This window comes from Pseudomonas fontis (assembly GCF_028656955.1).
GTDB lineage: Bacteria > Pseudomonadota > Gammaproteobacteria > Pseudomonadales > Pseudomonadaceae > Aquipseudomonas > Aquipseudomonas fontis.
In genome coordinates this window covers 1-21,539 of the sequence record NZ_JAMDGY010000016.1, presented here as the reverse complement: position 1 = coordinate 21,539, position 21,539 = coordinate 1, and the positions used below count along the sequence as shown (strand labels likewise).

Here is a 21,539-nt window from a genome sequence, read left to right as displayed (position 1 = left end):
CAGGTAATCCCTCATGAGTCTACTCACGCGGATACTGGCGCGCGGCACCCTGGTGCTCGCCAACTCCGCAGGCAGTTTGCAACGCCTGCAAATGCGCCTGCTGGCGGGCGAGATCCAGGATGACATGGAGCATTTCGAGGCCTACGGCTTTACCAGCCACCCCTTGCCTGGCGCCGAAGGCATTGCCGGCTTCATCGGCGGCGACCGCTCCCATGGGGTGATGCTGGTGCTTGGTGACCGGCGCTACCGCTTGCAGTCCCTGGCACCGGGCGAGGTGGCGCTGTACACCGACGAAGGTGACAAGGTTCACCTCAAGCGCGGACGTGTCATCGACATTGAAACCGCCACCTTGAACATCCGGGCCAGCACGGCAGTGAACATCGAGACGCCGGTGATCAACCAGAGCGGGCGCATTGTCTCGCAGGGTGATCAGGTCGCCGCCGGCATCAGCCAGGTGCAACACGTCCATGGCGGCGTCCAGGGTGGCAATGGCCAGACCGGGGTGCCGACATGATCGAACATGACGACCTTCACGCCAGCCTCAACCGCGCAGTGCTGATCAGCCTGTTCAGCTGGCGTCGCGCCGAGCCGGACGACCCGGTGGATGACGAGCAGCGCTATGGCTGGTGGGGCGACAGCTTCCCCGGTGTGGCCAATGACCGCATCGGTTCGCGGCTGTGGCTGCTGCAACGGGTGCGGCTGACCGAGCAGACCCGTCGCGACGCCGAATTCTATGCCCGCGAAGCGTTGCAGTGGCTGATCGATGACGGCCATTGCCGCGCTGTCGAGGTGCTCGGTGAGCGGGCCGGGATCAACCGCCTGAACCTGCGGACCACGCTGGTGCTCAACGATGGCGAGCGCCTGGACATCAACCTACAGGAAAGTTGGCAGGTGACTTATGCCCTTTGAAACCCCTGCATTACCGGTGCTGATCGAGCGCACCCGCAACGATCTGGCCAGCGCGGCATTGCGCCGCTCCGACGCACAGGTCCTGGCGCGCACCTTGAGTGGCGCGGCCTATGGCTTGTACGGCTACCTGGAGTGGATCGCCGAGCAGATCCTCCCCGACAGCGCTGACGAGCAGACCTTGGAGCGCATCGCCGCGTTGCGCCTCAAGCAACCTCGCAAGGCGGCGCAACGCGCCACTGGCAGCGTGAGCTTCAGCGCCGCAGCGGGCGCAGTGCTGGATGTCGACACACTGCTGCAAAGTGACGACGGCCGTAGCTATCGGGTCAGCGTGGCGAAAACCACCCAGGCCGGGATCAACCAGGTCCAGCTTGAGGCGCTTGAGGCCGGTGTACTGGGCAATGCCGAAGTCGGGCTGCAACTGTTTGCCGTGCAGCCGGTGCAGGGCGTCATGGGCACCTACACGGTGCTGGCGCCGGGGCTGCGCGGCGGCTTGGCTGCCGAGAGCCTGGAATCATTGCGCAGTCGGGTGATCCGCTCGTACCGGGTGATCCCCCACGGCGGCTCGGCAGACGATTACGAAACCTGGGCACTCGAGTGCGCCGGCATCACCCGCGCCTGGTGTCGGCGCAATTACCTGGGGCCGGGCACGGTCGGGGTCTTCGTCATGCGTGACGGGGATACCAACCCCTTGCCGGATGCCGGGCAACTGGCGGCCGTGAGCGCCTATATCGAGCCACTGCGCCCAGTGACGGCGCAGGTATTCGTGCTGGCTCCGGTGACTTTGCCGGTGGTCTATCGGCTGCGTCTGGCGCCCGACAGCAGTGTCGTGCGTGCGGCGGTAGAGGCGCAGCTGGCCGACCTGCACAACCGCGAGGCGGGGCTGGGCGAAAGCCTGCTGCTCAGCCATATCCACGAAGCCATCAGCGGGGCCGCTGGCGAGCTGGACCACCGCCTGGACTACCCGAGTACCGATGTGCCGGCTGCGGCCAACCAGTTGCTGACCTACGGAGGTTGCCAATGGCTGGCCTGAAGACTGCCGCGGACTACCACCAGCAACTGCGTGTCTTGCTCCCCAGTGGCCCGGCCTGGGACCCGGAACGGGTGCCGGAACTGGAGTCGGTGCTGGCGGGTGCAGCCGAGGTACTGGCGCGCATCGATGGACGCGCACAGGACCTGCTTTACGAGATGGACCCACTGACAGTCAGTGAACTGGTGCCGGATTGGGAGCGGGTGATGCAGCTGCCGGATGCCTGCATCGGGCCCAAGGCGGCGTTTGAGGACCGGCGCCTGGCGGTGCGTCAGCGCCTGATGGCTGTTGGCAGCCAGCAGATTGCCTATTACCTGGAGCTGGCGCGCGGTCAGGGCTATCCCAACCCCAGCGTTACCGAATACCAGGCGCCACGCTTTGGCCGGGCGCGATTCGGTCGCGATCACTTCGGTACCTGGCAGGTGCAGTTCATCTGGACGCTCAACACTGGCGGGCGTCAGCGCCTGGGTCGGCGTTGGGGCGCGAGCTACTGGGGGGAGCGTTTCGGCGTGAACCCGGGCAATGCCCTGGAGTGCCTGATTCGCCGTAGCGCACCGGCACACACGCGGGTGCGGATCAATTACGACTAGAGGAATGAAACGTGGATTATCCAAAAAGTGTCCCCAGTGTGGGGCTGGTGAACGGCAAGTTTGTCGATGAAAACCCTGCGACCGGGATGCCGGGGTCGTTGATTCCGGCGAGTTGGGGCAATGCGGTGACCGATGAACTGCTTAATGTCTTACGGGCTGCTGGCATTCAACCTGATGAGTCAGAAGACAACCAACTCATCACGGCATTGAACACCCTGTGTGACTTTTTGCGTCTGAAAAACAAGCCTACGACCCTGGAAGGCTATGGCATTAACGATGCCATCAGGAAAGGAGAGTATGGTCTTGGGGCAAACGCCATTGCGCCCTCGGACATTGATTCTATTGGCTTACCGGGTGGTTTCTATTCCTGGTCCGAAGGAAATACTAGCTTCAACAATTATGTAGGTTTGGTGAACATTCCTTATGTCGTGGCAGGGTACTCCGGGCAAATCGGGTTTCGGCAAGGCGACACTGAACCGTTAATTTATGTACGAGGGACAGAAACACCTGGGAAGTGGACGCCTACACGCAAGCTCTGGCACGACGGGAACCTTTCGCCGGCTACTCAAGCACAAGCAGAGGAGGGGGTAGATTCATCTACTTGGATGACTCCCCTCCGGGTTGCCCAGGCCATTCGCGGTGGAGGGGATGTCAGCAAGGCGATCAATGGGTACTTGGTACTACCACGCTCAATGGGAAGCCTGATCCTGCAATGGGGGCGAGTTGCGAATGCTGCTACAGGAGGTACCTGGACCCCTTTCCTTATCGCATTTCCGAATGCGGTCTTCACTGCGCTGTCGTCGGCCTACGGTAATGGCGCACCCGACCTGTTTGAAGGGTCCGAGATTTTTGATGTCACCACGTCGGGCTTCAGAATTGCCAACACGTCCAATGTGGGCGCGTCTTGGTTTGCGATCGGTCACTGATCAGGGGGTTTCATGAAACGCTATTACAGCAAATCTACTGGGTGCTGCTATCTCGAAGGCATTCACGATGAAATGCCACTTGATGTGAAAATCATCGATGAGGCTCGCTATGAGCGAGTCATTGCCAACCCTCCTGCAAACAAGGCGCGCGGACATGACGAGGAGGGCCTGCCTACACTGGTGGAACCCTTGCCACTGAGTCAGCAAGTGCTGGCGCAATTGGCGCGTAGATGGCGAGATGAAGAGCTAGGCCGTTACCTATGGCTGCGTGAGCGGCACCGAGACGAACAGGAGTTGGGGGGCAGAACCACGTTGACTGAATCACAGTACGCTCAGTTGATTGAGCTCTTGCAGAAACTACGTCAATGGCCGCAATCGGAAAACTTCCCTGTTGAAACTTCCCGACCATCTTCACCGGCGTGGTTAGTGCTGGCATCGGTGATCGAGCCGCCAACCCCTGAGCGGCAATGATGTAGTCGAGAGTGGATGCGTATATGGACATTACCGAAAGCATATTGCTGCAGATCCTCCCCAACGCCCGCCAACAAGCGGGCGTTTTCGTACCCGCGCTCAACGCCAGCATGCTGCGTTGGGAAATCGACAACCCCAAGCGAGTCGCCGCCTTCCTTGCCCAGATCGGCCACGAATCCGGCCAACTGCGCTACGTGAAGGAACTGGGCAACGAGCGCTACCTGGCACGCTACGACACCGGCACCCTGGCGGCGCGGCTGGGCAATACGCCTGACGCCGACGGCGACGGCCAACGCTACTGCGGCCGGGGCCTGATCCAGGTCACCGGGCGCAACAACTACCGGGCGTGCAGCATGGCGATGTTCGGCGACGAGCGCCTGCTGGAGCTGCCGCAACTGCTTGAGCAGCCACAGTGGGCCAGCGAGTCCGCCGCCTGGTTCTGGCAGTCACGCGGGCTCAATCAACTGGCGGATCGCGGTGAGTTCAACCGCATCACCCGCCATATCAACGGCGGCCTCAATGGCCTGGAAGATCGCCTGAAACTCTGGGCGCGAGCCCGCGAGGTGCTGTGTTGAACCGGCTCAAGGCCGCGTTGCTGCTGATGCTTCTATTGCTGAGCGCTGCGCTGACCTGGCAGGTCCAGGCCTGGCGCTTCGGCAAGCAGCTGGCGCAGCAGCAACAGGCCTACGCCGAGGAACGCCAGCAGCAGGCCGAGGCTGCCAGCGCTGAACTGCTCGGCGAACGCCAGCAACGCAAGGTGCTGGAACAACAGATCGCGGCCACCGACCAATCCCATTATCAGGAGCTTCTCGATGCCCAACAGGCTCAGGCTCGCCTGCGTGACCGGCTGGCTACTGCTGATCTGCGGCTGTCAGTCGTCCTTGCCGGCGACCGCGCAACCGACCTGCCTGCCACCCCCGGCCCCGGCGGCCTGGATCATGGCCCCGCACGCGCCCGACTTGACCCTGCGCATGCTCGACGAATTGTCGCCATCACCGATGCCGGTGACCAGGGACTGATCGCCCTGCGTGCCTGTCAGGCCTATATCCGCGCGCTGATGCCCTGAGCTTCCGGCATCGGCGCAGCAACACCGATTTTTGCTTCAACAAACCCATTGAGGGCGGCCATAAGGCCACAGCCCTCAGTTAACTGTGCTTCAACGTTAAGGATGATGTAATGACTGAGAAAAATATTATTGTCGACCGTGGTATTCCGCCTTCCGGTAGCAGCACTGGTGCTGGTGGCGGTGCGGGTGGCATCTTCGGCGGCTTCTGGGGCAGCACCGACATGAGCACCATGGTGGGCTCGGTGGTGGTCTCGGTTGACGGTGTGAGCAAGCCGGATGGCCCGGCGCTCAACGCTGCGGCGATGATCACCTCGGTGGCGGTGGAGTCGGTGCTGTCGGGTGACGGCTGGCCGAGCATGGATGCCTACCACGACCTCGGTGTGGGCGTGTGGGGCGTGCTGCCTTACCAGATCCTCGAAGTGCGTGACGAACTGCGCGGCACATTCATCGTCAAGGAACGCAACCTGCCCAACACCCTCGACGCCGAGCAGCGTGCGGGCGAAGCGGCTGCTGGCAGCACCGCTGCACTGAGCCAGTCGGAGAAAATCAAACGCACCATGGATGTCATCAAAGGGATGATGGCCAAGCGTAACGAGCTGATCAAATTCAACCGCGGGCTGCTGTCCACTTCGCCAGGCACCGACTTGCTCGAACGTGATATCAACAAGATGGTTTCCGACCTGAGACCCCTCAGCGAAGACAACATCCCGGGGGCGATCAACCAGGTACTGAACGTGATGACGGCGGGCTTGAGCCTGCACGTCGACCTGACCAGCAACCAGATGCTGCAGGCGAAACTCGACGCGTTGCAGCCGCAATATGACGCGGCAGCCAGCCAGGAAGCCTACATCAGCAACCTGGCCTTTGCCGCCGACGTCGGCAAGGAGGTTTCCACCCGCTTTGGCGCGCAGATGGGCCAGGCGGCGAAGGATCTGCAGCAGAATATTTCCGGCAAGACCGTCAAGAGCTACGATCAGGCCCTGCAGACCTTTGACAAGCTGGTGCAGAACCCTGGCTTCAAGGTGAACCAGAAGGATACTGCGGCCATTACCCAGGCCCTCAGGGCGTTGGATGTGGCAACCTATGCCGACAATGCGCAGCGCCTGGGCAAGGCCTTCGGCGTGACGGGCAAGGTAGTGCAGGCGGTCGGCCTGGGTCAGAAGGCCGCAGACGGCTTTGCAACCGGTGACTGGAAGCCGTTCATGCTGGAGCTGCAAGCCGTTGTCGTCAGCACCGCAGTCGGCGCTGCCGCCGGTGCGCTGCTGGGTGCCGGCCTGGCCCTGGTGCTGGCTCCCGGCTTGGCCGTGGGTGCAGGTATCATTGCCACCGGGGTGATTCTGGCCGCAGTGTCTTCCTTCATCAATGCTGCCGCCATGGAGTCCCTCAACGGGATGGTGCTCAACGCCATCAGTAACTGATCTTAAGGACGCCGGGGGTCGCTAGCGCTGTTGGCGCCCCTGGCAAGCCGACGGATTGGCAAAACGAAGGATCAACGCTGTGAAGACTGCCCGGCCCCAAGCGGCCCACCTGCATATCCCCTACCTGCTGATTGCGTGCAGCCTGTTGCCGCTGTTCGTCCTGGCAGGGCTGGTGCCGGCCGAGGCGCAGGGCGGCTTCTATGTTGATCTGGAGCGGTTCATCGACCGTCATTTGTTCGGCCAGGTGGGGATCTGGTCGTCGATGTTCCCGTTGACAGCCAAGGTGATCGGCAACTACATCGCCTTGGCTGCACCGATTTTTTCTTTGTGGGTAACGATCTGCATCATGAGGCGATCGTTGCTGCAACCCGTGCCACCTGCCCCGGTCTCCCTCGCCAGATACGCGTGGATTGCGCTGGGCTGTGTGCTGCTGGATGCTTTTCTTATCTACCAGAATTATTTTACGTTCACCGATTTTGCTACGCAGTCCCGCCAGTACCGCTTCTTCGGGGTTAACGTGGTGTTCTTCCCTGTGCTCGGGACGCTGATGCTGTTGGCGTTCTATGTGATGGCATTTCTTAGTTACAACCTGCTGTTTCGCTACCCGCGCGATACGCTGGCGCAGCGCAAGCGTGCGCATTGACCCAGGAGTTTGGCATGGACCCGATCACTGTTCTTTCCGCCCGTCTGGGCGAACACCTGCGCCGTTTCAACGCGCAGGTCAGCACCGCCGAATCCTGCACCGGCGGCGGCATAGCCGAAGCCATCACCCGCGTGCCGGGCAGTTCGGCCTGGTTCGAGGCCGGCTACGTGACCTATTCCAATGCACAGAAGACCCGCCAGTTGAATGTGCCGCACAGCCTGTTCGCCGAGGTGGGGGCCGTCAGCCAGGAAGTGGTCGAAGCCATGGTGCGGGGCGCCCAGGCAGCCAGCGCCGCACGTTTTGCCGTGGCGGTGAGCGGGGTGGCCGGGCCGGACGGCGGTTCGCCGGCCAAACCGGTGGGCACCGTGTGGCTGGCCTGGGCCGATGGCAAGCACGTGATCAGCGAGCGACGGCACTTCGACGGTGACCGTGATGCCGTGCGCCGACAAACGGTAATCGCCGCGCTAGAGGGCTTGTTACAGCTTGGTGCAGAGTAAATCGCTAAACGGGGGTAGGCGGAAACAAAACCCTGTGGAATAATACTGGCTACTTATACAGGTGTTCTGGCCGTCAGGCCCTATCGATTACGTGAGGACTTCAATGGACGACAACAAGAAGCGTGCCTTGGCTGCGGCCCTGGGGCAAATCGAACGTCAATTCGGTAAAGGCGCGGTCATGCGCATGGGCGACCACGAGCGCCAAGCGATCCCTGCTATCTCCACCGGCTCCCTGGGGCTGGACATTGCCCTGGGCATTGGCGGTCTGCCACGCGGCCGTATCGTTGAAATCTACGGCCCTGAGTCGTCCGGTAAAACCACGCTGACCCTGTCGGTCATTGCCCAGGCGCAAAAAATGGGCGCCACCTGTGCGTTCGTCGACGCCGAGCACGCCCTGGACCCAGAGTACGCCGGCAAGCTGGGCGTCAACGTTGACGACCTGCTGGTCTCGCAGCCGGACACCGGCGAGCAGGCCCTGGAAATCACCGACATGCTGGTGCGTTCCAATGCCGTTGACGTGATCATCGTCGACTCCGTGGCCGCCCTGGTACCCAAAGCCGAGATCGAAGGCGAAATGGGTGACATGCACGTGGGCCTGCAAGCCCGCCTGATGTCCCAGGCACTGCGTAAAATCACCGGTAACATCAAGAACGCCAACTGCCTGGTGATCTTCATCAACCAGATCCGCATGAAGATCGGCGTGATGTTCGGTAGCCCGGAAACCACCACCGGTGGTAACGCGCTGAAGTTCTACGCCTCGGTGCGTCTGGACATCCGCCGTACCGGCGCGGTGAAGGAAGGCGACGAAGTGGTCGGCAGCGAAACCCGCGTCAAGGTCGTCAAGAACAAGGTTGCACCGCCATTCCGTCAGGCTGAATTCCAGATCCTCTACGGCAAGGGTATCTACCTTAACGGCGAGATCATCGACCTGGGTGTGCTGCACGGCTTCCTCGAAAAAGCGGGCGCTTGGTACAGCTACCAGGGCAGCAAGATCGGCCAGGGTAAAGCCAACTCCGCCAAGTTCCTCCAGGACAACCCGGAAATCGGCGCTGCCCTCGAGAAGCAAATCCGCGACAAGTTGCTGAACGCGGCTGCTGCCGATGCTGCTGGCAAGGCCGCTGCGGTGAAAGAAGCCGACGAGCCAGTTGACGCCGACTACTGATCCTGCTGATGTCCGCAATACTCGATACCCCCGTCGCCGTAAGGCGGACAGCCATGGACCTGCTCGCGCGACGCGAGCATGGTCGTGTCGAGCTGACGCGTAAACTGCGTCAGCGCGGCGCTGCGGATGAACTCATCGAACAGCAACTCGACCGTTTGACGGAAGAGGGGCTGCTCAGTGAGGCCCGTTACCTGGAGAGCTTCATCAGTTACCGCTCACGTTCTGGCTATGGCCCTTCGCGGATCCGTGAAGAGCTGGGCCAGCGTGGCTTGCAGCGCAGCGATATCGAGCAGGCCCTGCGCGAAGCCGATGTCGACTGGCGAGCCAACTTGCAGGATGTCTGGCAACGCAAGTTCGCCGGGCAACTGCCCACCGACCCGCGCACCCGCGCACAGCAAACCCGTTTTCTGGTCTACCGTGGGTTTTCCATGGAGATGGTCGGCCGCCTGTTGAGCGGCCGGGGCCTGGATGACTGAAGACAGGTTCGCCTGACCCGAAGCGGGGCAGGCGCTTTCCGTCCTTTCTTAGCTGAGCTTGATCGCTTCCCGTGCCCGTTGCGTGGTCTGGGAAGGGTGTAGCTGTGGGCGTGCCCAATTTTCCGGCAGGTTGATGAAGTCCACCAGTTCGCGCAGGCGCCCCTGGTCGCGCCCGTTGAAAGCGAAGGCCAGGCGGTGCAGGTGGCTGAAGCGCGGCTCATCCTGTTCGGCACCGGTGTAACGGTGCTGGTGGAACTGCCCGCTCAGGCGCAGATCGGCAAAACCGTCCTGGATATCCAGTAGCGCCGCTTCGCTCAGTGGGTGGTGCAAGCGAATCACGAACTGGTTTTTCAGCCAGCGGCTGGAGTGGTAGTTGCTGTAGAACTGGTTGATCTCCGCCACCGCCTCATCGGCGCTGTACACCAGGCGCAGCAACTTCATGTCGCTGGGCAGGATGTAGCGGTTTTCTTCCAGTTGCCGGGTGATGAAGTTCAGCGCGTCCTGCCAGAAGGTGCCGCCCGGGGCATCGAGCAAGACCACTGGCACCAGCGGGCTCTTGCCGGTCTGGATCAGCGTCAGCACCTCCAGGGCTTCGTCCAGGGTGCCAAAGCCGCCCGGGCAGAGCACCAGCGCATCGGCCTCCTTGACGAAGAACAGCTTGCGGATGAAGAAGAAGTGGAACGGCAGCAGCTTGTCGGTGCCATCGACGGTGGCGTTGGCGTGTTGCTCGAAGGGCAGGGTGATGTTGAAGCCCAGGCTGTGTTCGACCCCAGCGCCCTCATGCGCGGCGGCCATGATGCCGCCACCGGCACCGGTGATCACCATCAGGTCGGAGCGCGCCAGTGTCGCGCCCAGCTCACGGGCCAGGGCATACATGGGGTGCTCGAAAGGCGTACGGGCCGAGCCGAATACGGTGACTTTGCGCCGGCCCGCATACTGTTGCAGCACACGGAAGGCGTGATCGAGTTCGCGCAAGGCCTGGAGGGTGATTTTTGCGTTCCAGCGGTTGCTGTCGTCGTGCGCCATACGCAGTACGGTCAGCATCATGTCCCGATACAGCGGCAGGTTGGGGCTGTCCGGGGCGACCAGTTGCAGCTGTGCGTCGATGTGGCTCAGGTCAATCTCGTGGTGGTTGAAATGGCTGGCGAGCAGCTCGTTCGGTTGGTAAGGCATGCAAGTCTCCTTCTGCAGCAAAACCTCTGACCAGGTCGATCATCAACCTGGCCGCGACACCAGGGTGTCGCCGGCTGCGCAGGCCGACATCCAGCGTCCGGCCGTGCAGTGGACCTTTGAAGGTCTCGAAGCAGCGATAGTCAGTCCGTCAATAAATAAAGGTCTTCGCTTTCAATCTAGACCCTGCCGGGTGTTTATGCCGAATCGATCATGTGCCCATAAATTCATGACAGGCAATGGGTTTATTCGATTCTGCGCGGCAGGGGCGCCGCTCGTCAGGTGGGATCCAATCTTTGCCGCAGTCTGATTAACTGAACATCAGGCGCACTGGGTACCGCGCAGGGAGGCCGCTTATGCAACGGTTGAGTCTTGAAGTGGATGTGCAGCTGTATCGAATGCTGCAAAGCGCGGCGCAGGCCAACAACCTGAGCGTCGAGGAGGAGTGCATGCGCCGTCTTCAGGGCGGGGAACGGCGCTCACGCTATATTCAGGCGCTGGTCGCCGAACTGCGCGCCGATGAGGAACAACGGCGCGCCAGCGAGCAGTGCTGCTAGCCCATCACTTTTGCAGTTTCAGGCCACAGCTGGCGGCGTTGAAGGCCTGCTCGCCCACGGCGCGGTTGGTCTTGTATTCGGTAAAGCGATAAGTCAGCACCGCGCCCTTGGCCAGCAACTGGCGGTAGCCGGTGTTCTTGCACACGCTGGCGCCCAGTTGGTCACGGACCTTTTCTGGGTTGGCTTGCATCTGCTGCGCATGGCTCGCGCGCACGCTCAGGTGGTTGATCAACTGACTGCCTTCAACGGTATAGCCTTGGTCGAGAATGTCTTCGTTGATCGCCCGCGGCGTGCCCACGCTACTTTCCTTGGCGACTTTTTCCAGTGCCTTGGTCAGCTCGAAGTCCTTGAGCGACGCGGCGTTTGCGGCCAGGGGCAGGGCGAGCAGCAGGCCCAGGGTTGGAGCGATGAAACGCAGCATGTGTATCTCCTGATTCGGTAACTGGCGCTTTGACCGGCAATTGCGCGTGGTGTTCCGTCCTGCGCGTGGCGGGCTGCCAGCAGGTGTCGATAGGCCGAGGATTATAGGGGAGGAGGCTCAACGCCTGCACGGCAAAACGTCCGGGAGCAGGGCAGCCTCTGATAAACTGCGCGGCTTTCACCTTGCCGAGTCCGTGCAGTGTCCCTGGTTTTTTGCCCGCGTCACCCCCTGTCATGAGCCATGCCGTCTCGCGCCTGCGCGCCGAGCGCCTGGTGCGCAGTGTCAAACCCTTTGTGGCCCGTGGCTCACGGGCACCGCGCTGCCCTGAGTGCCGGGTGATCGACAACTATTGCCTGTGCGCCTGGCGTCCGCGGGTAGCGGCCGAGTCGGCCATGTGCCTGCTGATGCACGACACCGAGCCGCTCAAGCCGACCAACACCGGCTGGTTGATTGCCGATGCCATCGCCGATACCTGGGCTTTCAACTGGCAGCGCACCGAAGTGGATGCGCAGTTGCTGGCGCTGCTGGACGATCCGCAGTGGCAGCCATACCTGGTATTCCCCGGCGAGTTCGTCGAACCGCAGCGGGTGATGACCGAGGTGCCGCACGCCCCTGGCAAGCGCCCGTTGTTCATCCTGCTGGATGCAACCTGGACCGAAGCGCGCAAGATGTTCCGCAAGAGCCCGTACCTGAACCGTTTCCCGGTGTTGAGCCTGCAACCGGAGCAGATCTCGCGCTACCGTCTGCGCCGCTCTAAGCGCGATGACCACTTCTGCACCGCCGAGGTGGCCGCCATGTGCCTGGAACTGGCCGGCGATCAGCGCGCGGCAGAGGCGCTGAATGCCTACTTCGACGTATTCAGTACGCATTACCTGGGGGCCAAGTTCAAACTGCCGCTGGACGAACAGGATGACGTGCATCAACGCCTAAGACCCTTCCTATAGTACAAGGGGCAAATACCTTACTTTGCGTCATAATGTGTACCCCGCTCGGCGTCAGTTCCTCTCTGACGCCTGCACAGAACAGGATCACTAGATCGATGGCCGCATACGAAATCCTGATTGCCGATGACCACCCGCTGTTTCGCAGCGCGTTGCGTAAGGCTGTCACCTTGGGCCTGGGCCCGGATGTCCGTCTGGTTGAAGTCGCCAGCATCGCTGAACTGGAAACACGCCTGGCTGAAAAGGCTGACTGGGACCTGGTCCTGTTGGACCTGAACATGCCGGGCGCCTATGGTTTCTCTGGCCTGGTGTTGCTGCGCGGGCAATATCCGCAGATCCCGGTGGTGATGGTCTCGGCGCAGGAAGAAGCGGCGGTGGTGGTGAAGTCCCGCGAGTTCGGCGCCAGTGGCTTCATTCCCAAGTCCAGCCCACTGGAGAAAATCCAAGAGGCGGTGAAGCTGGTCCTTGACGGTGAAGTCTGGTGGCCGCCGCAGGCGTTCGAGAAGGTCGACGTTTCGCCGGAAGCCAAGGCCGCCAGCGAAGGCCTGGCCAGCCTGACGCCACAACAGTTTCGGGTACTGACCATGGTCTGCGAGGGTTTGCTGAACAAGCAGATCGCCTACGAGCTGAGTGTCTCGGAAGCAACCATCAAGGCCCATGTGACGGCGATCTTCCGCAAGCTGGGAGTGCGTACGCGGACGCAGGCGGCGTTGCTGCTGCAACAACTTGAATCGGTTTCTGCCGGTTAAGGCCACAGGCCTTCACGGTTTTTTTACCCGCGGTGCACTAGCCTGCACCGCTCTTCCTGGCTGAAGTTAATTTATATGTCTCCTTTCAAGGGCCAGACCGGCCTCAAGCGTGTCTTCAATGCGGCGGGTTATTCCTTCGATGGCCTGCGCGCCGCCTTTACCGGCGAGGCCGCGTTCCGCCAGCTGGTGCTGATGAACGTGATCCTGGTACCGATCGCCTTCTGGCTGGATGTAAGCCGTGCCGAACGGGCCATCCTGATTGCCGTGTGCCTGCTGGGGCTGATCGTCGAACTGCTCAACTCGGCCGTCGAAGCGGCCATCGACCGGATATCCCTCGACCGCCACCCGCTGTCGAAAAACGCCAAGGACATGGGCAGTGCCGCCCAGTTCGTGGCGTTGAGCATGGTGGCGATCACCTGGGCGGTGATCCTGCTCTAGGCAATCGACGGCAGGACGATCTCGTCGCTGCGGCTGACCCCGGCAGTGAAGCTGCGGCACAGTTCGAGAAACTCGCGCATGGCCGAGGTCTGGTACTTCTGCTTGTGCCAGATGAAGTAGAACTGCCGGGCCAGGTCCAGCTCAGGGGTTTCCAGTGCGACCAGGCTGCCGCGACGGAATGCGTCGCGCAGCGCCAGGCGCGAGATGCAGCCGATCCCCAACCCGGATTCCACCGCGCGCTTGATCGCCTCGGTATGTTCCAGCTCCAGGCGAATGTTCAGCGAACTGCGGTGATGACGCATGGCCTGGTCGAAGGTCAGGCGGGTGCCCGAACCCTGTTCACGCAGGATCCACGCCTCCCGGGTGAGTTCGTCGAGGCTGGCGTGGCCACGTTGCGCCAGCGGGTGTTGCGGCGCGCAGAACACCACCAGTTCATCCTCGACCCATGGCTGGACTTCCAGGCTGGGGTGGTTGCAATCACCTTCGATTAGACCCAGATCAATTTCGTAATGCGCCACTTGTTGCACGATATGCGCAGTGTTCTGCACATGCAGCTTGACCTGGCTTTCCGGGTGCACCTGCATGAAGCTGCCAATCAGCAGCGTGGCCAGGTAGTTGCCGATGGTCAGGGTGGCGCCCACCGCCAGGGAGCCGAAACCGGACTTGCCGTTGAGCAGGTCTTCGATTTCCTTGGCCTGGTCGAGCAGCGCCACCGCCTGGGGCAGCAGTTGATGGCCCAGGGCATTGAGGCTCAGGCGCTTTCCGGCGCGGTCGAACAATTGGCAGCTCGATTGCCGCTCAAGTTCAGTGATGGAAGTACTGGCCGCCGATTGCGATAACGCCAGTATCCCAGCGGCCCGAGAGACGCTTTGGTGCTGGGCGACGGCGACGAAGACCTGAAGCTGACGAAGTGTAAATCGCATATCTATATAACCGATAAGACATATCTTGATAATTCATTTAACAGATATTGTCGCTCGCACTAGACTATCGCGCAATCGCGCTCTAGGTTTAGCGCTGCGTTTTATTTCAGGAGCCCGTACATGAGCAACATGAACCACGAACGTGTCCTCAGTGTTCACCACTGGAACGACACCCTGTTCAGCTTCAAGTGCACCCGCGATCCGGGCCTGCGCTTCGAGAACGGTCAGTTCGTGATGATCGGCCTGCAACAGCCCAACGGCCGGCCGCTCATGCGTGCCTACTCGATTGCCAGCCCGAACTGGGAAGAGCATCTGGAGTTCTTCAGCATCAAGGTGCAGGACGGCCCGCTGACCTCGCAGCTGCAGCACCTGAAGGAAGGCGACGAGATCATCATCAGCAAGAAGCCTACCGGCACGCTGGTGCTGGACGACCTCAACCCGGGCAAGCACCTGTACCTGCTGAGCACCGGCACTGGCCTGGCGCCGTTCATGAGCGTCATCCAGGACCCGGAAACCTACGAGCGTTTCGAGAAGGTGATCCTGGTTCACGGCGTACGTTATGTGAACGAAGTCGCCTACCGCGAGTTCATCACCGAGCACCTGCCGCAGAACGAGTTCTTCGGTGAGTCGCTGCGTGAGAAGCTGATCTACTACCCAACCGTGACCCGCGAGCCGTTCGAAAACCAGGGCCGTCTGACCGACCTGATGCGCAGCGGCAAGTTGTTCAGCGACATCGGCCTGCCGCCGATCAACCCGCAGGACGACCGCGCGATGATCTGCGGTAGCCCGAGCATGCTCGACGAGACCAGCGAAGTGCTTGATAGCTTCGGCCTGAAGATCTCGGCACGTATGCGCGAGCCGGGTGATTACCTGATCGAGCGTGCATTCGTCGAGAAGTGATTGGCCCGTAGCCAATAAAAAACGCAGGCCTAGGCCTGCGTTTTTTTATGCCTGCCTGCGATGAGGCCCTAAAGGTCCTGCACAACCTCCAGCACCCGGATGCGGTCCGGTTGCGGATAGTGCCAGCGCACCTGCACGTCCCAGAACTTCACCCCATACACCCGCTCTGCGGGTGGCACCTGGTAGGCCGGGCGCGGGTCTTGAGCCAGGCACTGCTCGATCAGCTCGACCAGCGGCTCACCAAGGCGCAAGGCGTGCTCGTGGGCCTGGGGCAGGGCGGTATCAGCCCAGGCCACCGCAATCGCCTCAGGCGGCGCGCTGGCCATCTGGTTGACCGCAGCGGCGACACTGTCGGCATAGGGCACATACGGCTTGATATCCAGCACCGGTGTGCCATCGAGCAAGTCGATGCCCGACAGCCACAACCGGCCAGCCTCGACCTTCTCCAGCCGTACCACGGACTGGCCAATGCCATTGGGCCGATGCGTCGCGCGGGTAGCGAAGACCCCCATCGAGGTATTGCCGCCAAGGCGCGGCGGGCGCACCTTCAGCCGTGGCTTGTCTTCCAGGGCCTGATGGAACAGGAACAGCAGCCATACATGGCTGACCTGTTCCAACCCTGCCACCGCCTCACCCTGATCGAAGGGCGGCACCAGCTCCAGCACACCACGGGCGGCCGGGGCCAGGTGTGGCTGGCGGGGAATGGCGAACTTCTCCTTGAAGCAGGAGCGCACATAGCCGACGGGCGAGACGTTGTACGACATGCCGGGTTCAGCCACGCACTCGCAGGGCCAGGCCCTTGAGGAAGTTGCGCAGCAGCTGGTCGCCGCAGGCGCGGTAGTTGCTGTGGCCGAACTTGCGGAACAGGGCGCTCAGCTCAGGCTTGGACACCGGGAAGTCAGCCGCCTTGAGGATGTCATGCAGGTCGTCTTCCTTGAGCTCGAAGGCCACGCGCAGCTTTTTCAGCACGATGTTGTTGGTCACCGGCAGCTCGATTGGCAGCGCAGGACGGCTGTCGTCCTTGCCACGCTTGAAGATCACCAGGCCGTCGAGGAAGTGGGCGATGACCTCATCCGGGCAGCGTACGAAACCTTCTTCGTCTTCTTTCTTCATGTAGCTGGAGATTTCTGCATCACCGACTTCAAAGCCGTTGCTGCGGGTGATCTGGGCCAGCTTGGTGTCGCTGATGTCCAGCATGTAGCGCAGGCTGCGCAGTACGTCGTTGTGAATCATGAAAGCAATCCTGATCGGGGGCTTCGCCTGAGTGGCGAGGCCTAGAATTTTTCTTTGCTGGCGAGGTAGCGCCATTGGCCGGCGGGCAGCTTGCTCATGGCCACACCGCCCAGGCGGATGCGGCGCATGCTGACCATGCTCAGGCCAACGCTGGTGCACAGCAGCTTGATCAAGCCGGGGGCCGGGTTTTTGACCACCAGGCGCAAGCGGGTTTCGTTCTGCCAGCTGGCCTTGACCTTGGGCAGTTCTTTGCCTTTCCAGGTGAAGCCGCGGTTCAGGCGCTCCAGGCCATGGTCAATGATGTCGCCACTGACTTCGACGACATATTCCTGTTCAAGCTTGGCCAGGTCGGAGGTGATCTTGCGCTGGACGCTCCAGTCCTGGGTGTAGATCTGCAGGCCGCTGGCACCTTGTTGCAGCTCGGCGACACAGGTCAGCCGGGCGAAGTGGCCCTTGAGTGCACGGTACCCTTCAGCGTGGGCCTCGGAGAGGCTCTGCGGGGTCATGCTCAGGCGCCCGCTTTCGCTGTCCTGGTCGGCCAGTTGGTGCAGCAGCAGGGTGACCGCTTGCGCCGGCTCGGCCTTGGCGCCGGGCAGCAGCACGACAGGTTGGTCTTCAACCTTGAACTGCGGCTCGTCGATGACCTCGCCCGCCACGGTTACCCAGCCGCCTTCGATATAGAGTTCGGCCTCGCGTCGGGAGCAGCCGACCAGTTCGATAAGGCGTTTGGAAAGACGAATGGGTTCAGACATGACGGTTGCCGTGGCACTGGGAAAGGCGCCCATTGTACCCGCCTGAGCCGGGTTAAGCCCGGCTACATTTGCCCGAAACGGCCCTCGCGGGCAATTTCGGAAGCAACTGACAGCGTCTGTCAGCCGGTTTGCGCAGATTGTGTGCGAACTCTCCTCAGATGCAGTAACGGATAGGGTTGGCCCATGCCGTCCTTTTCCGTGCGGCCGTACACCTCAAAGCCCTGCTTGAGGTAGAAGCCCAGTGCCTGCGGGTTCTGTTCGTTGACGTCGAGCTGCTCGGCGTTCAGGTGTTCGATGGCGTAGTGCAGCAGGCGTTTGCCGATACCCTGGCCGCGGTGCGCCGGGTCGATGAAGAGCATTTCCACGCGCCCGGCGGCAACCCCGGCAAAGCCGGTAATCCGCTGTCGGCTGTCTTTGCAGCAGATCAGCATCACCGCATCCAGGTACTGGTCGCGGACCAGCTCGCGCAACAGGCAGATGTAGCTGTCGGGGAGGAAATCATGGGTGGCGCGTACCGAGGCTTCCCAGACGCGGACCAGCTCCGGGTAGTCGTTGACGCGGGGTGTCTGCACGGTCGAAAGCGTGCGCATTGCGGTCGTCTCCAAGGGCAGTAAGAGGAAACGATAGTTGCAAAAAAAAGCCCCGCCATGGTGGCAGGGCTTTATTTCACGGGGAGCCGATCAGATCGGTTCGGCCCACATGTCGTACTCGTCGGCATCCACTACACGGCAGCGGACTTTGTCGCCCGGCTTGAAGCCGTGGTCGCCATCGATGAACACGCTGCCGTCGATTTCCGGGGCATCGAAGAAGCTGCGTCCAACCGAACCCTGCTCTTCGACTTCGTCGATCAGCACTTCGATTTCCTTGCCGATGCGCAGTTGCAGGCGCGCGGTACTGATGGCCTGCTGGTGGGCCATGAAGCGGTCCCAGCGGTCCTGCTTGATGTCGTCCGGGACTTCGTCCAGGCCCAGGTCGTTGGCCGGGGCGCCTTCAACCGGCGAGTACTGGAAGCAGCCGACGCGGTCAAGCTGGGCTTCAGTCAGCCAGTCGAGCAGGTACAGGAAGTCTTCTTCGGTTTCGCCGGGGAAGCCGACGATGAAGGTCGAACGGATGATCAGCTCCGGGCACTGCTCGCGCCATTTCTTGATGCGCGCCAGGGTACGGTCTTCGAAGGCCGGGCGTTTCATCGCCTTGAGCACTTTCGGGCTGGCGTGCTGGAACGGGATGTCCAGGTACGGCAGGATCTTGCCGGCGGCCATCAGCGGGATGATGTCGTCGACGTTCGGGTACGGGTAGACGTAGTGCAGGCGCACCCAGGCGCCCAGGCTGCTGAGCGCTTCGCACAGTTCGAGCATGCGCGTCTTGACCGGGCGGCCGTTCCAGAAGTCGGTCTTGTACTTGACGTCGACGCCGTAGGCGCTGGTGTCCTGGGAGATCACCAGGATCTCCTTGACGCCGGCCTTGACCAGGCGCTCGGCTTCGCTGAGCACCTCACCGACTGGGCGGCTGACCAGCTTGCCGCGCATCGACGGGATGATGCAGAAGCTGCAGCTGTGGTTGCAGCCTTCGGAGATCTTCAGGTAGGCGTAGTGGCGCGGGGTCAGCTTGATGCCTTGTGGCGGCACCAGGTCGATCAGCGGGTTGTGGTCCTGGCGCGGCGGCACCACTTGGTGCACGGCGTTGACCACCTGCTCGTACTGCTGCGGGCCGGTAACGGCCAGCACGCTTGGGTGCACGTCGCGGATGTTGCCTTCTTCGACGCCCATGCAGCCGGTGACGATGACCTTGCCGTTTTCCTTGATCGCTTCGCCGATGACTTCCAGCGATTCGGCCTTGGCGCTATCGATGAAGCCGCAGGTGTTGACCACCACCACGTCAGCGTCCTGATAGGTGGGCACGACTTCATAGCCTTCCATGCGCAGCTGGGTCAGGATGCGCTCGGAATCGACCAGGGCTTTTGGGCAACCCAGGGAGACGAAGCCGACCTTTGGCGCGGCGGGCGTGGCGGTGGTGGACATGGCTAACCTCGGTATAGAGGGCTGCATAACACGCAAAGGTGGCAACCCTGACGGGCGCTTTGGGCGCCTCTGATCAAAAAGTGCGCAATTCTATCGACCGACAACGCACTTGACTAGCAGAAATACGACGAACGCTGCGCTATGCTTCGCGCCATTGCGCCCGTGCAGATAAACGGTACGGACGGCAGGGCTGGCCGGTAGCGGAAATGATAGCGCCTGGCGTGAATTTCACCGGCCTCAGGGTCATGGTTGCGGGAGTGTTTGATGGTGCAGGCAAGCAGTCAGGCTGACACCGGGCATTCGGCGGCAAAACCGCTGGGGTTGCTGGTGGCTGCGGTCGGGGTGGTGTACGGCGATATCGGCACCAGCCCTTTGTATACCCTCAAGGAAGTCTTTTCCGGCGGGTACGGGGTGCCGGTCAACCATGATGGCGTGCTGGGTATCCTGGCGCTGATCCTGTGGTCGCTGATCTGGGTCGTCTCGATCAAGTACGTGCTGTTCATCCTGCGTGCCGACAACCAAGGCGAGGGCGGCATCATGGCACTGACCGCGCTGGCCTCGCGGGCGGCGTCCCCCTATCCGAAGCTGCGTGTGGTGCTGATTGTGCTTGGCCTGTTCGGGGCGGCGCTGTTCTATGGCGACAGCATGATCACCCCCGCCATCTCGGTGCTCTCGGCGGTGGAGGGGATGCAACTGGCGTTCGATGGCATTGACCATTGGGTGGTGCCGGTGGCGCTGGTGGTGCTGGTCGGGTTGTTCCTGATTCAGCGCCACGGTACCGCGCGTATCGGCACGCTGTTCGGGCCGGTGATGGTGGCCTGGTTCCTGGTGCTGGCGGCCTTGGGGGTACACGGCATCCTGCAGCGCCCTGAGGTGCTGCAGGCGTTCAATCCGGTCTGGGCGGTGCGCTTCTTCATCGTGCACCCGGGCATGGGCGTGGCGATTCTCGGCGCGGTGGTGCTGGCACTGACCGGTGCCGAGGCGCTGTATGCCGACATGGGGCATTTTGGCCGCAAGCCGATTGCCCGGGCCTGGTTTGCCCTGGTGCTGCCGGCGCTGGTGCTCAACTACTTCGGCCAGGGTGCATTGCTGCTGGAAAACCCGGAGGCCGCGCGCAACCCGTTCTACCTGCTGGCGCCAAGCTGGGCGCTGGTGCCGTTGGTCGGTTTGGCCACCCTGGCCACGGTGATTGCCTCCCAGGCGGTGATCTCCGGGGCCTTCTCCCTGACCCGCCAGGCGATTCAGCTGGGCTATGTGCCGCGCATGCAGATCCAGCACACCTCCAGTGAGGAGCAGGGGCAGATTTACATCGGTGCGGTGAACTGGTTGCTGATGGTCGGGGTGATCCTGCTGGTGCTGGGCTTCGAGTCCTCCGGGGCCCTCGCCTCTGCGTACGGTGTGGCGGTGACCGGCACCATGTTGATTACCACCTTGCTGGTATCGGCGGTGATGCTGCTGTTGTGGAAGTGGCCGCCGCTGCTGGCGGTGCCGGTGTTGCTGGGCTTCTTGCTGGTGGACAGCCTGTTCTTTGCCGCCAACGTGCCAAAAGTGGTGCAGGGCGGCGCCTTCCCGGTGCTGGCGGGGATTGCCCTGTTCGTGCTGATGACCACCTGGAAGCGTGGCAAGCAGATCCTTGTGGAGCGTCTGGATGAGGGCAGCCTGCCGTTGCCGATTTTCATCGGCAGCATTCGCGTGCAGCCACCGCACCGGGTGGAGGGCACGGCGGTGTTCCTGACCGCGCGCCAGGACGCGGTGCCCCATGCGCTGTTGCACAACATGCTGCACAACCAGGTGCTGCACAAGCAGGTGGTGTTGCTCACGGTGGTCAGCGAGGACACGCCGCGGGTACCGGTGCAGCGGCGGTTCGAGGTGGAAGGCTATGGTGACGGCTTCTACCGGGTGGTGCTGCATTTTGGCTTCATGGACGAGCCCGACGTGCCGGCCGCGCTGAAGCTGTGCCACCTGGATGAACTGGATTTCAGCCCGATGCGTACCACCTATTTCCTCAGTCGGGAGACGGTGATTGCTTCACGGCTTGAGGGGATGTCGCGTTGGCGTGGGGGGCTGTTCGCCTTCATGCTGAAGAATGCCAACGGGACGTTGCGCTTCTTCAACCTGCCGCTGAATCGGGTGATCGAGCTGGGGACGCAGGTGGAGATCTGAGGAGGGATCCACAGGTAAATCAAGCTGGAATGGCGTGATCACCTGTGGGTGCATTGGTCTTGCGCGTCTATTTGTAGATACCGTCTTGC

General features: G+C 62.0%; 27 protein-coding genes. 19 read left to right on the top strand and 8 right to left on the bottom strand.

Annotated elements, in window-relative coordinates; all coding sequences use genetic code 11:
* Positions 1–13 precede the first annotated feature (13 nt).
* From M5G11_RS06060 to recX, 13 genes are all read left to right on the top strand, one after another.
* Positions 14–514 (top strand): phage baseplate assembly protein V, encoded by a 501-nt coding sequence (locus M5G11_RS06060; RefSeq protein WP_273908786.1) that lies wholly within the window; start codon positions 14–16, stop codon positions 512–514.
* Complete coding sequence (locus M5G11_RS06055) at positions 511–909, top strand: phage GP46 family protein (RefSeq protein WP_273908788.1); 399 nt, start codon at positions 511–513, stop codon at positions 907–909. Before M5G11_RS06060 ends, M5G11_RS06055 begins: the two co-directional genes overlap by 4 nt.
* Complete coding sequence (locus tag M5G11_RS06050) at positions 899–1,939, top strand: baseplate J/gp47 family protein (protein WP_273908791.1); 1,041 nt, start codon at positions 899–901, stop codon at positions 1,937–1,939. Before M5G11_RS06055 ends, M5G11_RS06050 begins: the two co-directional genes overlap by 11 nt.
* Positions 1,927–2,526, top strand: coding sequence for a YmfQ family protein (locus M5G11_RS06045; RefSeq protein ID WP_273908793.1), 600 nt, complete (start codon positions 1,927–1,929; stop codon positions 2,524–2,526). Before M5G11_RS06050 ends, M5G11_RS06045 begins: the two co-directional genes overlap by 13 nt.
* 11 nt (positions 2,527–2,537) lie before the next feature.
* Positions 2,538–3,452 (top strand): gp53-like domain-containing protein, encoded by a 915-nt coding sequence (locus M5G11_RS06040; RefSeq protein WP_273908795.1) that lies wholly within the window; start codon positions 2,538–2,540, stop codon positions 3,450–3,452.
* Positions 3,453–3,464: 12 nt separating this feature from the next.
* A complete protein-coding gene (locus M5G11_RS06035) occupies positions 3,465–3,923 on the top strand; it encodes a phage tail assembly chaperone (RefSeq protein ID WP_273908797.1) in 459 nt (152 codons plus the stop codon).
* Positions 3,924–3,946: 23 nt separating this feature from the next.
* Positions 3,947–4,498 (top strand): glycoside hydrolase family 19 protein, encoded by a 552-nt coding sequence (locus M5G11_RS06030; protein WP_273908799.1) that lies wholly within the window; start codon positions 3,947–3,949, stop codon positions 4,496–4,498.
* Positions 4,495–4,989: a lysis system i-spanin subunit Rz gene (locus tag M5G11_RS06025; RefSeq protein WP_420793776.1), complete on the top strand. Its 495-nt coding sequence runs from the start codon at positions 4,495–4,497 to the stop codon at positions 4,987–4,989. Before M5G11_RS06030 ends, M5G11_RS06025 begins: the two co-directional genes overlap by 4 nt.
* Positions 4,990–5,099: 110 nt before the next feature.
* The gene (locus tag M5G11_RS06020; RefSeq protein WP_273908800.1) at positions 5,100–6,407 is read left to right on the top strand and encodes a colicin-like pore-forming protein; all 1,308 of its coding nucleotides are present in this window, start codon (positions 5,100–5,102) and stop codon (positions 6,405–6,407) included.
* 79 nt (positions 6,408–6,486) lie between these two features.
* A complete protein-coding gene (locus M5G11_RS06015; RefSeq protein ID WP_273908802.1) occupies positions 6,487–7,050 on the top strand; it encodes a hypothetical protein in 564 nt (187 codons plus the stop codon).
* A 14-nt stretch (positions 7,051–7,064) separates the two neighbouring features.
* The gene (locus tag M5G11_RS06010) at positions 7,065–7,547 is read left to right on the top strand and encodes a CinA family protein (RefSeq protein WP_273908803.1); all 483 of its coding nucleotides are present in this window, start codon (positions 7,065–7,067) and stop codon (positions 7,545–7,547) included.
* 103 nt (positions 7,548–7,650) lie between these two features.
* Complete coding sequence (gene recA / locus M5G11_RS06005; protein ID WP_273908804.1) at positions 7,651–8,709, top strand: recombinase RecA; 1,059 nt, start codon at positions 7,651–7,653, stop codon at positions 8,707–8,709.
* Positions 8,710–8,717: 8 nt separating this feature from the next.
* A complete protein-coding gene (recX, locus tag M5G11_RS06000; protein ID WP_273908805.1) occupies positions 8,718–9,185 on the top strand; it encodes a recombination regulator RecX in 468 nt (155 codons plus the stop codon).
* Positions 9,186–9,233: 48 nt separating this feature from the next.
* Here recX and M5G11_RS05995 read toward each other — a convergent pair whose 3' ends face one another.
* Positions 9,234–10,358: an LOG family protein gene (locus tag M5G11_RS05995; RefSeq protein ID WP_273908806.1), complete on the bottom strand. Its 1,125-nt coding sequence runs from the start codon at positions 10,356–10,358 to the stop codon at positions 9,234–9,236.
* A gap of 353 nt (positions 10,359–10,711) precedes the next feature.
* Here M5G11_RS05995 and M5G11_RS05990 point away from each other — a divergent pair, with 353 nt between their 5' ends.
* Positions 10,712–10,912 carry a hypothetical protein gene (locus tag M5G11_RS05990; RefSeq protein ID WP_273908807.1) on the top strand — a complete coding sequence of 67 codons (201 nt, stop codon included), beginning with the start codon at positions 10,712–10,714 and terminating at the stop codon, positions 10,910–10,912.
* 4 nt (positions 10,913–10,916) lie between these two features.
* Here the strand turns inward: M5G11_RS05990 and M5G11_RS05985 are convergent, their stop codons facing one another.
* On the bottom strand, positions 10,917–11,333 hold the full coding sequence (locus M5G11_RS05985; protein WP_273908808.1) for a quorum-sensing-regulated virulence factor family protein: 417 nt from the start codon (positions 11,331–11,333) through the stop codon (positions 10,917–10,919).
* Between the two features lie 233 nt (positions 11,334–11,566).
* Between M5G11_RS05985 and M5G11_RS05980 the strand changes: the two genes are divergently transcribed.
* From M5G11_RS05980 to M5G11_RS05970, 3 genes are all read left to right on the top strand, one after another.
* Positions 11,567–12,277 (top strand): tRNA-uridine aminocarboxypropyltransferase, encoded by a 711-nt coding sequence (locus tag M5G11_RS05980; protein ID WP_273908809.1) that lies wholly within the window; start codon positions 11,567–11,569, stop codon positions 12,275–12,277.
* 95 nt (positions 12,278–12,372) lie between these two features.
* The gene (gene erdR, locus M5G11_RS05975) at positions 12,373–13,023 is read left to right on the top strand and encodes a response regulator transcription factor ErdR (RefSeq protein ID WP_273908810.1); all 651 of its coding nucleotides are present in this window, start codon (positions 12,373–12,375) and stop codon (positions 13,021–13,023) included.
* Positions 13,024–13,092: 69 nt separating this feature from the next.
* Positions 13,093–13,461: a diacylglycerol kinase gene (locus M5G11_RS05970; protein WP_273908823.1), complete on the top strand. Its 369-nt coding sequence runs from the start codon at positions 13,093–13,095 to the stop codon at positions 13,459–13,461.
* Here M5G11_RS05970 and M5G11_RS05965 read toward each other — a convergent pair.
* Entirely contained in the window at positions 13,458–14,384 is a 927-nt protein-coding gene (locus M5G11_RS05965; RefSeq protein WP_273908811.1) for a LysR family transcriptional regulator, read from the bottom strand. The two genes, M5G11_RS05970 and M5G11_RS05965, sit on opposite strands and share 4 nt — an antisense overlap.
* Positions 14,385–14,504: 120 nt before the next feature.
* Between M5G11_RS05965 and fpr the strand changes: the two genes are divergently transcribed.
* The gene (fpr, locus tag M5G11_RS05960; protein WP_273908812.1) at positions 14,505–15,284 is read left to right on the top strand and encodes a ferredoxin-NADP reductase; all 780 of its coding nucleotides are present in this window, start codon (positions 14,505–14,507) and stop codon (positions 15,282–15,284) included.
* Positions 15,285–15,352: 68 nt separating this feature from the next.
* On the opposite strand, the gene tsaA is transcribed toward fpr, so the two are convergent.
* The 5 genes from tsaA to rimO all read right to left on the bottom strand — a co-directional run bounded on the left by tsaA (position 15,353) and on the right by rimO (position 19,287).
* Positions 15,353–16,048, bottom strand: a complete 696-nt coding sequence (gene tsaA, locus M5G11_RS05955; RefSeq protein ID WP_273908813.1) for a tRNA (N6-threonylcarbamoyladenosine(37)-N6)-methyltransferase TrmO — start codon at positions 16,046–16,048, stop codon at positions 15,353–15,355.
* A gap of 7 nt (positions 16,049–16,055) precedes the next feature.
* Entirely contained in the window at positions 16,056–16,517 is a 462-nt protein-coding gene (locus M5G11_RS05950) for a YehS family protein (protein ID WP_273908814.1), read from the bottom strand.
* A 41-nt stretch (positions 16,518–16,558) separates the two neighbouring features.
* Positions 16,559–17,269: an rRNA pseudouridine synthase gene (locus M5G11_RS05945; RefSeq protein ID WP_273908815.1), complete on the bottom strand. Its 711-nt coding sequence runs from the start codon at positions 17,267–17,269 to the stop codon at positions 16,559–16,561.
* 119 nt (positions 17,270–17,388) lie between these two features.
* A complete protein-coding gene (locus tag M5G11_RS05940) occupies positions 17,389–17,859 on the bottom strand; it encodes a GNAT family N-acetyltransferase (RefSeq protein WP_273908816.1) in 471 nt (156 codons plus the stop codon).
* A 90-nt stretch (positions 17,860–17,949) separates the two neighbouring features.
* Positions 17,950–19,287, bottom strand: coding sequence for a 30S ribosomal protein S12 methylthiotransferase RimO (gene rimO / locus M5G11_RS05935; protein WP_273908817.1), 1,338 nt, complete (start codon positions 19,285–19,287; stop codon positions 17,950–17,952).
* Positions 19,288–19,551: 264 nt separating this feature from the next.
* Here rimO and M5G11_RS05930 point away from each other — a divergent pair, with 264 nt between their 5' ends.
* Complete coding sequence (locus M5G11_RS05930; RefSeq protein WP_273925252.1) at positions 19,552–21,450, top strand: potassium transporter Kup; 1,899 nt, start codon at positions 19,552–19,554, stop codon at positions 21,448–21,450.
* Positions 21,451–21,539: the final 89 nt, after the last annotated feature.

Bases quoted from the DNA above. Each gene is read 5' to 3' on its own strand.
- M5G11_RS05995 (WP_273908806.1), bottom strand. From the start codon at position 10,358: ATGCCTTACCAACCGAACGAGCTGCTCGCCAGCCATTTCAACCACCAC.
- M5G11_RS06010 (WP_273908803.1), top strand. From the start codon at position 7,065: ATGGACCCGATCACTGTTCTTTCCGCCCGTCTGGGCGAACACCTGCGC.
- M5G11_RS06035 (WP_273908797.1), top strand. From the start codon at position 3,465: ATGAAACGCTATTACAGCAAATCTACTGGGTGCTGCTATCTCGAAGGC.
- M5G11_RS06050 (WP_273908791.1), top strand. From the start codon at position 899: ATGCCCTTTGAAACCCCTGCATTACCGGTGCTGATCGAGCGCACCCGC.
- M5G11_RS05945 (WP_273908815.1), bottom strand. From the start codon at position 17,269: ATGTCTGAACCCATTCGTCTTTCCAAACGCCTTATCGAACTGGTCGGC.
- fpr (WP_273908812.1), top strand. From the start codon at position 14,505: ATGAGCAACATGAACCACGAACGTGTCCTCAGTGTTCACCACTGGAAC.
- M5G11_RS05930 (WP_273925252.1), top strand. From the start codon at position 19,552: ATGGTGCAGGCAAGCAGTCAGGCTGACACCGGGCATTCGGCGGCAAAA.
- M5G11_RS06020 (WP_273908800.1), top strand. From the start codon at position 5,100: ATGACTGAGAAAAATATTATTGTCGACCGTGGTATTCCGCCTTCCGGT.
- M5G11_RS05985 (WP_273908808.1), bottom strand. From the start codon at position 11,333: ATGCTGCGTTTCATCGCTCCAACCCTGGGCCTGCTGCTCGCCCTGCCC.
- M5G11_RS06060 (WP_273908786.1), top strand. From the start codon at position 14: ATGAGTCTACTCACGCGGATACTGGCGCGCGGCACCCTGGTGCTCGCC.
- M5G11_RS05940 (WP_273908816.1), bottom strand. From the start codon at position 17,859: ATGCGCACGCTTTCGACCGTGCAGACACCCCGCGTCAACGACTACCCG.
- tsaA (WP_273908813.1), bottom strand. From the start codon at position 16,048: ATGTCGTACAACGTCTCGCCCGTCGGCTATGTGCGCTCCTGCTTCAAG.
- recX (WP_273908805.1), top strand. From the start codon at position 8,718: ATGTCCGCAATACTCGATACCCCCGTCGCCGTAAGGCGGACAGCCATG.
- M5G11_RS05965 (WP_273908811.1), bottom strand. From the start codon at position 14,384: ATGCGATTTACACTTCGTCAGCTTCAGGTCTTCGTCGCCGTCGCCCAG.
- M5G11_RS05980 (WP_273908809.1), top strand. From the start codon at position 11,567: ATGAGCCATGCCGTCTCGCGCCTGCGCGCCGAGCGCCTGGTGCGCAGT.
- M5G11_RS05950 (WP_273908814.1), bottom strand. From the start codon at position 16,517: ATGATTCACAACGACGTACTGCGCAGCCTGCGCTACATGCTGGACATC.
- M5G11_RS06045 (WP_273908793.1), top strand. From the start codon at position 1,927: ATGGCTGGCCTGAAGACTGCCGCGGACTACCACCAGCAACTGCGTGTC.
- recA (WP_273908804.1), top strand. From the start codon at position 7,651: ATGGACGACAACAAGAAGCGTGCCTTGGCTGCGGCCCTGGGGCAAATC.
- M5G11_RS05990 (WP_273908807.1), top strand. From the start codon at position 10,712: ATGCAACGGTTGAGTCTTGAAGTGGATGTGCAGCTGTATCGAATGCTG.
- rimO (WP_273908817.1), bottom strand. From the start codon at position 19,287: ATGTCCACCACCGCCACGCCCGCCGCGCCAAAGGTCGGCTTCGTCTCC.
- M5G11_RS06030 (WP_273908799.1), top strand. From the start codon at position 3,947: ATGGACATTACCGAAAGCATATTGCTGCAGATCCTCCCCAACGCCCGC.
- M5G11_RS06055 (WP_273908788.1), top strand. From the start codon at position 511: ATGATCGAACATGACGACCTTCACGCCAGCCTCAACCGCGCAGTGCTG.
- erdR (WP_273908810.1), top strand. From the start codon at position 12,373: ATGGCCGCATACGAAATCCTGATTGCCGATGACCACCCGCTGTTTCGC.